Source organism: Pedobacter sp. (genome assembly GCF_035566355.1).
Lineage (GTDB): Bacteria > Bacteroidota > Bacteroidia > Sphingobacteriales > Sphingobacteriaceae > Pedobacter.
Genome location: NZ_DATMRL010000468.1, coordinates 1 through 10,536, shown reverse-complemented (window position 1 = coordinate 10,536; position 10,536 = coordinate 1). Strand labels below are relative to the sequence as shown.

At 40.4% G+C, this 10,536-nt stretch carries 10 protein-coding genes and 1 pseudogene; 4 read left to right on the top strand and 7 right to left on the bottom strand.

Translation table 11 applies throughout. The annotated features are described in order from the left end of the window. The 4 genes from VNZ46_RS18255 to VNZ46_RS18240 all read left to right on the top strand — a co-directional run. Nucleotides 1-724: outer membrane beta-barrel protein (locus VNZ46_RS18255; RefSeq protein ID WP_325561461.1), on the top strand; the 724-nt coding region annotated here is incomplete at its 5' end. Between the two features lie 668 nt (nt 725-1,392). After that, nucleotides 1,393-2,046: a FadR/GntR family transcriptional regulator gene (locus VNZ46_RS18250; RefSeq protein ID WP_325561460.1), complete on the top strand. Its 654-nt coding sequence runs from the start codon at nt 1,393-1,395 to the stop codon at nt 2,044-2,046. Between the two features lies 1 nt (nt 2,047). Then, nucleotides 2,048-2,881: a sulfite exporter TauE/SafE family protein gene (locus VNZ46_RS18245; RefSeq protein ID WP_325561459.1), complete on the top strand. Its 834-nt coding sequence runs from the start codon at nt 2,048-2,050 to the stop codon at nt 2,879-2,881. Between the two features lie 11 nt (nt 2,882-2,892). After that, entirely contained in the window at nt 2,893-3,294 is a 402-nt protein-coding gene (locus tag VNZ46_RS18240) for a DUF1634 domain-containing protein (protein ID WP_325561458.1), read from the top strand. Between the two features lie 4 nt (nt 3,295-3,298). Here the strand turns inward: VNZ46_RS18240 and VNZ46_RS18235 are convergent, their stop codons facing one another. From VNZ46_RS18235 to VNZ46_RS18205, 7 genes and pseudogenes are all read right to left on the bottom strand, one after another. Beyond that, nucleotides 3,299-4,213, bottom strand: coding sequence for a cation diffusion facilitator family transporter (locus tag VNZ46_RS18235; protein ID WP_325561457.1), 915 nt, complete (start codon nt 4,211-4,213; stop codon nt 3,299-3,301). Nucleotides 4,214-4,304: 91 nt separating this feature from the next. After that, on the bottom strand, nt 4,305-5,222 hold the full coding sequence (locus VNZ46_RS18230; protein ID WP_325561456.1) for a bestrophin family protein: 918 nt from the start codon (nt 5,220-5,222) through the stop codon (nt 4,305-4,307). A 150-nt stretch (nt 5,223-5,372) separates the two neighbouring features. Next, nucleotides 5,373-5,750 carry a response regulator gene (locus VNZ46_RS18225; RefSeq protein WP_325561462.1) on the bottom strand — a complete coding sequence of 126 codons (378 nt, stop codon included), beginning with the start codon at nt 5,748-5,750 and terminating at the stop codon, nt 5,373-5,375. A 4-nt stretch (nt 5,751-5,754) separates the two neighbouring features. Then, nucleotides 5,755-6,852 carry a hybrid sensor histidine kinase/response regulator gene (locus tag VNZ46_RS18220; protein WP_325561455.1) on the bottom strand — a complete coding sequence of 366 codons (1,098 nt, stop codon included), beginning with the start codon at nt 6,850-6,852 and terminating at the stop codon, nt 5,755-5,757. 10 nt (nt 6,853-6,862) lie between these two features. Then, entirely contained in the window at nt 6,863-8,998 is a 2,136-nt protein-coding gene (locus tag VNZ46_RS18215) for a sensor histidine kinase (RefSeq protein ID WP_325561454.1), read from the bottom strand. Continuing rightward, nucleotides 8,995-9,702, bottom strand: a complete 708-nt coding sequence (locus tag VNZ46_RS18210) for a hypothetical protein (protein ID WP_325561453.1) — start codon at nt 9,700-9,702, stop codon at nt 8,995-8,997. The genes VNZ46_RS18215 and VNZ46_RS18210 overlap by 4 nt, the downstream gene beginning before the upstream one ends. A 4-nt stretch (nt 9,703-9,706) precedes the next feature. Continuing rightward, a pseudogene (locus VNZ46_RS18205) lies at nt 9,707-10,536 on the bottom strand (hypothetical protein); the annotation flags it as partial.

Sequence of the window (10,536 nt, the reverse complement as noted above, 5' to 3'; positions counted from 1 at the left end):
AAAAAACAAAAAAGTGGCAAACGATGGGGAATGGGAAGAGGTTCAGAGAAGTGTGAGAAAGAAAATGGAAGCTGGACTAGCAAAAAACAACGGACTTGTTTTAAGTCTGATGGCAGCACCTGATGTTTCCACCGCAAAACAAAATATGTCTTCTAAACTGAGCTCTAATGTCGGTCTGCTGGCAACCTATAGCCTGACAAAAAAAATCAGTCTTACTTCAGGAGCAATATATTCCAGAAAACTATATAACTCCGGTGGTACTGCACCAACAGGAAATGGATATGCCACTCCAGGAACGGCATGGCAGGTAGATGCGGATTGTAATGTGCTGGATATTCCGATCAATGCAAATTATAAGGTGTATAACAAGAAGAAACTTTCTGTTAGCCTTAACGCCGGCCTTTCAAGCTATTTTATGCTAAAAGAGAAATATCAATTTATCACCGGAAATGCAGGTCCAAACCAGAAGGTGTCTAATTTGGAAATTAACAATCAAAATCAACATTTATTTGGCATTGCCAATGTATCGGTCAGCTTTGACCGGGAAATTAGCAGAGGAGTTAGTATCGGAGTGGCGCCTTTTATGAAATTACCGCTTACCGGAATTGGCTATGGCGATGCCAGTCTGAAATCCATGGGTGTCTCGTTTTCTTTAAATATTGGTTTGTTTGGAGGGAAAAAAGAGGAAAAAGCAAGCTATTCCTATCAACAAAATAACAAGTAGTGGTAAAATGATGGTTAAGCTGTCGTAAAACGTCAATATACTCTTCGGAGACTAACGCTTTTTCGCGCCGCTGCGTGTCTTGCTTCAAAGCTGAGGTTTAAAAGAATAGTTAAGCTGTCGTAAAACGTCAATATACTCTTCGGAGACTAACGCTTTTTTGCGCCGCTGCGCGTCTTGCTTCAAAGCTGAGGTCTCCTCGGAGTAATATTGACGTTTTCATGGCGCTTAAGCTGGGAGGAGAGTCCGGGTATGGCGTAGAGGAGTTTATGGATGATGTCTTTTGTAAATCTTATTCATAATAATTATTTTTCGATTAAGCTGGAAAAGAGTTAGTTGGAGAGGCGAAAAGCAGTTATAAGAAAGCCTAATATACGCCATGCATGGCTCACCTCCTTCCTCTGCAATTTGCTAAGAAAAATTCTCGTACTCTGCGGAAAGGCCTCAGAGATCTGTGCGCTCTTCGCGCACCTGATATCGTTAGCCTTGAAGCAGATGTACAGAATTTTTCTACTAATTCACCTCCTAATTCACCTCCTAATTCACCTCCTAATTCACCTCTTAATTTTCTTCCTTAACTCAAGTATTATGTAATGCAAACGTAATTTTAAGCACACAAACATATGATGTTTAATTTAAACATCATATGTTTGTGTGCTTAAAACGAAGAAATGGAAAAAACAGAAAGATTGTCTGACCGGGTTTGTGAACAAATCAAAACAGATATTTCTAAAGGGAAATACCAGGAAGGGGAGAAAATCCCGGCAGAGCCAGAACTGATGAAGCAGTATGGCGTAGGAAGGTCAACCATAAGAGAAGCGATCAAATCACTAGCCATGTCCGGTACCTTGAAAGTACAACAAGGATCAGGGACCTTTGTCAATTCGGCAAAAGACACCGAAACCATAGACCAGCGGCTGATCCGTGCAGACTTCGATGAAATCAATTCGGTAAGAAGATTGCTGGAGAATGAATTGGTTAAACTCGCAGCCATTCATTCAAGAAAAGAAGATATCTTACTGATGGACGAAAAACTGGAAGACCGGAAACTCGCTATTCACGCAGAACAACAGCAACAATGTATTGACGCCGATATCGCTTTCCACATGGCCATAGCCAAGGCATCATCCAATAGTGTACTCGCAGATTTGTACAACAGCTTTACCGCAATTATCCGGAAATTTTTCTCAGCGCGCGAAAAAACAGGCATCAGCCATTTCGCCCTGAGCCATCATCTGCACGAGGAATTATTTAAAGCGATAAAATCAGGGAAACCTAAACTCGCCCAACAAGTACTTCAACAAATCTTAGACAACAATTACTAAAATGACCATACTTACATTTACCCTGATCTTGCTGGCAGGCGCTTACCTGGCAGGTTTACTCGGATCATTAACCGGCCTGGGAGGAGGCGTTGTCGTGATTCCCCTGCTCACACTCGTTTTTCACGTAGACATCAGATACGCCATTGGCGCAGCCCTTTTAGCCTCCATTGCCACCTCTTCGGGAGCAGCGAGTGCCTACGTTAAAGAAGGCATCACCAATATCCGCCTGGGCATGTTCCTTGAAATTGCGACAACCATTGGCGCTGTGATGGGAGCCCTGATTGCCGTATATACCCCAACCAATACCATTGCCATGCTTTTTGGAGGCATCCTTATCTTTTCAGCAGCCATGACACTGCGCAAGAAAAATGAAGTCGCGCTTACTGAAGGCAGCAGACTTTCCGAACTGCTGAAACTGAACAGCGACTATCCCGTAAACGGAAAGAAAGTAGCCTACAAACTTAGAAATATAGCCGGCGGTTTTTCTTTGATGACCGTTGCAGGTGTAGTTTCCGGTTTGTTGGGTATAGGTTCTGGCGCCTTAAAGGTTTTAGCGATGGACACCACGATGAAAATCCCTTTTAAGGTGAGTACCACCACCAGTAACTTCATGATTGGCGTTACGGCTGCTGCAAGTGCAGTCGTATATTTACAACGCGGTTATATGGATCCGGGTATTGCTTTTCCGGTAATTTTAGGTGTTCTTGGCGGAGCGTTTACAGGCTCCAAACTTCTCACCAGGATGAATCCCAAAGTTTTACGGATCATTTTCTGTATTGCCATTACATTTGTGGCCATTGAAATGATCTATAATGGTTATCAGCATAAATTTTAACAGCATTAAAGATGAAAAAGATATTTTCTAAACACTACTGGGCAGACAAAGATGTAGAACAACTGGTAGGACAAATGCTGATTACAGGAGTAATTACAGCGAGCCTTGTGGTCTTAATCGGTGGTATTGTCTATCTGACACAACACGGACAAGGCGGCGTGCCCGACTATAGAGTCTTTAAAGGAGAAGGCGCCGGCTACACCACGTTTTCGGGGATATTTAAGGGGGCTTTAAGATTAAGTACTACAGAGATCATTCAGTTAGGCGTACTGGTGCTCATTGCGACACCTATTCTCAGGGTAGCTTGTTCACTGTTTGCTTTTATACTGGAAAGAGATCAACTTTATATCTTTATTACGCTGATCGTATTGTGTGTAATTCTCTTTAGCATATTTGGAGGGATCAAAAGCTAAATATTCAGGATTTTGGAAGACTAAGGGTTTGCGGTTGAATGATCACAAATTCAACCAGTTGATATTCCTGTTTAATCGCCGTCCTTATCCTGTCAATAGAATCCGTAATGTCTTCCGTATCAAGATCCTCTTTAAAATAAATGATCAGCATCAACATGATTTCCTCAGGAGACTGATAGGTAGACAGCACATTGGCCACTTTAATCACGGCCTTATCATTCTCGGCAATGGCAATGATCTTTTTTTGAGTCTCCGGCGAAATGCCTTCGCCCATTAGAAGACTTCTGCTTTCCCTGGCCAGAATTAAAGAAACAAAGACCAGGAGTAAACCTACAAGAACAGATGCAACACCGTCCAGAACAGGTAAGTTAAAGGCATGATTTAATTGCATCATAACAAATACAATAGCCAGACCAGTTACTGCGGCACCATCTTCAAACAAGACCAGAAAGCTGGTTGGATCTTTGCTTTTGACCACAGCTTTCCAAAAAGAAAGTTCACCACGAGTGTGGTTAAAGGCTTTAACAGCAATGATTAAAGAAGTCCCTTCGAAGATTGCAGAAAAAATCAATACAGCGTAATTCCATCCAGGATCGCCGGGTGGTTCAGGATCCAGGATGTGTAATATACCCTGGTAAATGGATAGCCCACCTCCTAAACCAAAAATAAGAATAGATACGATAAAAGACCAGAAATACAATTCCTTACCATAACCAAATGGCCTGAGTTTATCAGGCGGTTTCTGACTCCTTTTTAATCCGTATAAAAGTAATATTTCATTGATCGTATCTACAACAGAATGAATACCTTCAGAAATCATGGACGAACTATTTGTTCTTGCACCGGCTATAAACTTAACTATGGCAATGAGTAGATTTGCCAATAGGGCACTGTAAATAGAAGCTCGGTTTTTTGTCATGGATGCATAGGCTGCTTAGCCATTTAAGAACAGTTAATGGAATACATTGTTTTTAAAACAAACAGGAAGAAAAAAAGACTGTCCAATAAGACTAATCAATAATATCTTCCTTTTCCGGTGGCATTGGCGCCAGTTGCTGCCCATTTATTTCCAGCAGGGTGTTCTCTATCATTTTGGACATGGCATTTAACGCCAGGTCATTCGATTCCAGACCAAATGGTTCCTCGATCTCATCTGCAATGGCTTCCAGGGCCACAAAAGTATAAGCGATGAAGACCACAATCAATGGCGTAAACCAGCCCAAACTTGCCACAAAACCAAAAGGCAGGAGGAAACAATAAATATAAACAGTCCGATGCAAAAGAATGCTGTATGTAAAAGGAATCGGTGTTCCGGCAATTCTTTCACATCCGCCAACAATATCAGAAAGCTTATTGAAATTCTCCTCAAAGGCAAGCTGAAGGATGGGATCAAGCTTCTGTTGCTCACGGCTGTCCTGAACCCAGGCTGCCATTTCTTTAAGCAGCAGAATCGGTTTGTAACGCGCCGTAGTTAATTCAGCTGAAAGTTCAGCAGGCAGAAGTCTGTCCATGTCTGCTGTTGCATCTGTATGTCTGAGCTGATGTTTTAAAGCATAAGTAAAAGCAATAAGATAGTTAATGAACAGCGCCGGCGCAGCAGCACCCTTTTCATAACGGCATAAGGTTAAGACCTGTCTGGCCAGGGAGCGCGTATCATTAAGCAAGGCACCCCAAAGTTTTCTGGCTTCCCAAAAGCGGTCATAGCTGGCATTGTTCCTGAAACCTAAGAATAAGGCAAGTGCAATTCCGAAAAGTGTAAAAGGGGTAGGGTTAAGTTCTGCTTTAAGCGCCAATAAATAAGGACGGCATAACACTACTGCAATAGAGAACAACAGCAATAATATCAGTCTTGGAAGCAAGGCAGGTAATACCGAACGCCTCCATATAAAAAGCATTAAAAACCAATGTTCCTTTTTCTTAATAATCATATCAATTTAAAACCCAATAACCTAAAACCAACCACAATAAACCTTTCACAAGAAAAAAAAGAAACCCCCAAATCCCGATTTTCTTTAACCAGCTCAAGAGTTTCTCTTTTCTATTCGGCGGTGGGGATTCTTGTTGCATCATATTACGATTTATAAGAGATGGAGAAAATCTCCCAGTTCTTTTGGATTTAAAGGTTTCATGAACATTTTTGCCACATAGGTATTGGCTTCCGCTTTTTTGATGTCACCAAAATCCAGAGTGGAAGATAAAATAGTGATGATACAATTGTCAATGAAAGACTTTGGCAGCCTTTTATAATAATCAAGAAATTCAAATCCATTCATATCCGGCATTTGTATGTCCAGTAAAATAAGATCAGGTAATTCTTCAGGATGATGAATGTGTTTCTTCAAATAGGTCAGACCTGATTCTCCGGATTTAAAATAAATAATATGTTCAAATAGGTTAGAAATTGATAATACTTTGGCGTTTATTTTTAGGTCAACTTCATTATCATCAATTAGCATCACTCTATTTAGTCTCTTTGTCGAATTTTGCATTTGGTATGGTGATTTTAAATGTTGTGCCATCAATTACGTTTGAACTGACTTCTATTTTTCCATGAATCTTTGTGAGTGCTTCTTTTACAATAAATAGTCCAAGTCCACTGCCATGCTGATTTTTACCTTTAAAGAACTGGGTAAAGATTTTCTCCAGATGTTCATTGAGTATGCCTACGCCATTGTCGTTTATTGAAATATCGGCTCCATAACTGGTTACGGAAATATTAATACTGACGCGTTTGTTTTCCTCATTAACATTTTGGTATTTGATGGCATTGGAGATCAGGTTCCCAAGGATGACTTCTATTCTGAATGCATCTCCAATAAACTCTTCATTTTGCTCTATATTAACGATGAAATTTGTAGACTTGTCTGTATAGGTGTAGAGTTCGATCAGTTCTGTAATCAATTTTTTAAAATTAATAGAAGACAGATCTGTGGCTGTTTTATTGTTTTTATAATACTGAAGGGTTTTTTGTATATAATAATCCAGCTTGTTGGAACAAGTCTCAATGAGGCTCCAGTATTCGCCACTTGAATCGTACAGGTCTTCCATTTTAACCAGATTCACAATGCCCAGAACAGAAACCAGCGGAGCCCTGAGTTCGTGAGATATGCTGTAAATGAACCGGTTTAACTCATCGTTTGTCTTCTCCAGTTCCGCTATTTTATTTCTAAGATCGATCTTTGCTTTGTAAGCGTCGTAAGCATTTTTAATGGAATTGTGCAACTCAAGATCGTTCCAGGGTTTGGTAATATATCTGTAGATATCACCATGATTAATCGCATCAGCAAGCGCTTCAATATCTGTATAACCAGTCAGCAGAATCCGTATAGGATCAGGGTAGGTATTGATGATGCTTTTAAAGAATTCTACACCTGTCATTCCAGGCATTTTTTGATCTGCAATAATCACATTTACAGGAACGTTCTCCAGAATTTTCAAGCCTTCAGCGGCCGAAATAGCCGTATAAATCTCATATTGTCTTCGAAAGCTTGCTTTAAATGCATGCAAATTGTTCTCTTCATCATCAATATACAGAACTCTGACTGTTGTTGTATTCATAATAAAGTGGTTATTTTGAGTTTATCGGCAAGGTAATAATAAATTCTGTACCTTGATTCAGATTAGTGATAACATCTATAGTACCATGATGGTTTTCAATGATCCTGAATACAATAGATAAGCCAAGGCCTGTTCCTTCGCCCACATCTTTTGTAGTGAAGAAAGGTTCAAATATTTTTTGTTTCACTTCTTCCGACATACCTGTTCCAGAATCTTTTATACTGATCTTCACCAGTTCTCCTTCTTGCCAGGTATGAATCCTGAGGAATTCCTCTTCATTGGGCTGAGCCTTGGATTTGATGGCTTGTACCGCATTGGTAATCAGATTCATAAATACCTGATTTATTTTTCCAGGCAAACACTCCACCAGAGGAAGAGCTCCATAATCTTTTTCAATCTTCAGGTAAGAAGGGAAATTGTTTTTAATCAGGATCAATGTAGAATCCAGACCTTCATTTAAGTCCACTGGTTTGGTGTCGTTTTCATCAAGACGACTGAAGTTTTTGAGGCTCCTGATGATTTCAGCAGTTCTTCTGGCACCTTCACCAATTCCAGAGAGGAGCGACGTAATTTCTTCCCTTACATAATTGATGTCAATTTGTTTTTTAAAGGCTTCAATTTTTGCAATTTGCGGCGCCAGATCTTCCTCAATATTGAGCTTTTCGTATTGGTTGATCACCGAATTCAAATCATTGATATCAAGCTCCAGGGGCTTGATATTAGAAGTGACAAAATTGATCGGATTATTTATTTCATGTGCGATACCGGCCGTCAATTGACCTAAAGAAGCCATTTTTTCCGAATCGACCAATTGAGACTGTGCTTCTTTCAGATCGTTTAATGTCACCTCAAGGGTATGGTTGGATTCCTGTAAAGCGAGTGTTCTTTCATTTACTTTTTGTTCCAATTCAATATTTTGTTCCCGGATCAGTCTTTCATTTTCCTGAGAAATACGAAGTGCTTCAGCCTGAGAGTATTCTTTTTCCTTTCTGTACGTATTGATCTTGTCTGCAAGAGCAAACGACAGAAGGGTAACCTCCAATGCCGATCCAAAAGGCATGGTGTAATAGGTCAGGTCATTATAAGGTAATACGCCAAAATCTTTCAAGGTGTAAATAATGATCCCTATCAGGAAAACCGACCAGGATAATAGAAAGAAGGTCGCTGGTCTGTAACCTTTTGAACTTATTTTTATAGCCATGTAAAACATGTACATGGATACAGTGGAGGCTGTAAATTCAATGAGCTTAAATGCAAGGGCATATTGTGAAAAAAGCGACAATACGATAGAACTGATGTACAGTACGATAAATACCGAAGCATAGCGGTCCGTTTTGGGCAACCACTCTTTCGTTTTCAGGAAGTACCGCTCAAACTGGAGTGCCGTTATACCAACCAGGGGAGGAAAAATAAAAGAACTATAGATCGCAAGCCAACTTACTCCGGGCCATAAATATTTAAAGGTGAACCCCTGTATACTGGCCTGGGTTAAGATCACCATGATCAGATAAACGACATAATAAAGATAACTCTTATCCCTTACCGTAAAATAAATAAAGAGATTATACAATAGCATAGAGAGCATAATGCCCAGATACAATCCGGAGATCAGATATTTGCTTTTTGTGGATTCTATGATATTTCTTTCTTTTCCAATGAAAATGGGAAGCTGGATATTATCACTGCTTTCTATTCTCATATAGTATACCTTTTCATGCGATTTTGGAACATTCAACTGGAAAATAAAAGAAGGGTCGTTGTATATTCTATGATTAAAAGGGTAGGCTTCACCCAGTTTCTTTACAATAATCTGGCTGTTCTGTTCGGAATATAATTCAATGTTGTCCAATACCGGGTGATCGATTTGCAAGGTCAGATCAGGCTCATCACTCTGATTTAATACAGAGAATCTGATCCATATCGTGTAATCTTCCACGCCAAAATTGGGAACTGACTTCGTACTGCGAATAAAATCCGTCCTTTTCACAATATCCTGAATATCAAGTTTCCGGGACTTGTCTACATAGACGAAAATGTCCTTCCCAATACTCCTTCTGGTATCCTTATTTTTAATCACAATATCAGCACCCGCTGCGTTAAAAATGTAGGCGAAGGAAAGAAAGATAATTAAGAGCCAGTTCTTCATGCTGAAGGATTAACTTTAGGTGGAATGATCAGATTATAATGAACATCGAGATCGCCAACTTTCGATTGCTCAACAAATTGCTGCACCGGATTGTATCTCAAACTTAACATTCGCTCTCTGTCATAATCCTCTGCTGTTTCCAGTTCTTTCGCATTTAATATACCCAGTACCCAGGCTATGTAATTTTCGTTCGGGTAGACAAATTCTCCACCCTTTCCAAGCGTGTTGTCAATAACAAAACCTACTTTTTTAAACATTTTGAGGGTATAGCCTGCACAAATTCCCATCAATGTTTTGCAAGTGACCTGATTGGTGATCGATATCCCTGCACGGGTAAGTAAAATACTAATCCCAAGCCCGGCCACAGATTTGGCATTCCATAGTGCGCAAAGTTCACCTACACCTTCCGGAATATACTCCCGTACCAAATCGTATAGGGTAGGATCCATATATCCAACTGCCTTTTCTACCGGCAAGGGATGAACACCATCGGCAAGCTGTATACGGATACCGCCCACCATTTCGCCATCTTCGGTTTCTGCAACTACACCATACACACAATCCATATGCATCCATTGGTTGTTATTGGTGGTAATGTTTGTAATTCCGTAGTCTTCCAATACACTCACATGTCCTTTCAGGAAACGTTGACAGGTATCGGGATCCTCCGTTGCTTTAAAGGCTCTGAATTTAATCAAGGTCATAATTCTAATTAAACTGAAGTACGTTCGACAAAGGTTTTCTGAATGATCTTACAGACGCTTCATCTGCATAGGATAACCTGAACATAAATATACCTTGCTCTTTTTGCAATACAGGAAACACTTCAAAAAGAGATTCTTGTAAAATACTAAGCTCTTCAATCATTTTGGAAGGCATTTCTGCTCCATTGCCCTGACGGAGACGCGCGAACAGGAATAATGGTGCCGAAATAGGATGGAAGGAGAGGCCCTTTAAATTAGCATCTAACCAAACCCGTTGAACAGCTTCACCACCAAGAATAAAGTTTTCCGCACTGTATTCCGGCATGCTGATCAAACCAATCCCGGAAGAACTGATGATCGCATTTTTGGAGAGCTTTTCGAAGGCAGCACCGCCACCCCATTTGTTCAAAAGTTTAATGACTTCGGGGTTTTTAGCTACGTTCAGACCTGCTTTGTCACTTTCGGAAAGCTCAAGACTTCTGATGTCCAGCCCTGTTCTGGTTTCCAAAACCTCTTTTTCGGTCCACCTCATTTCCTGGGTATAGAAATCATGATGACCCTGAGGGTACAGGAAGCGGATTCTTTCTACTTTTGAAACCACCTCAGCAATCTGTTTGATCTGATCTTTATCCTCTGTGACATGGAGTACCGCTGGGGTGCCATTGCTTGCCGAGGCTTTCAGAGAGGACAGCGTTTCAAGGCTGATCTTTTGTCCGTTACCTGTTTTACGGTTGGTTAACCTCATCTGGATTCCAGGTTCAAGTTCATGCCCATAGGGAGTTTCTTTACTTTCTGAAAAGATAAAAGCAGCCACCAGTCTTTTATTCTGTGCAT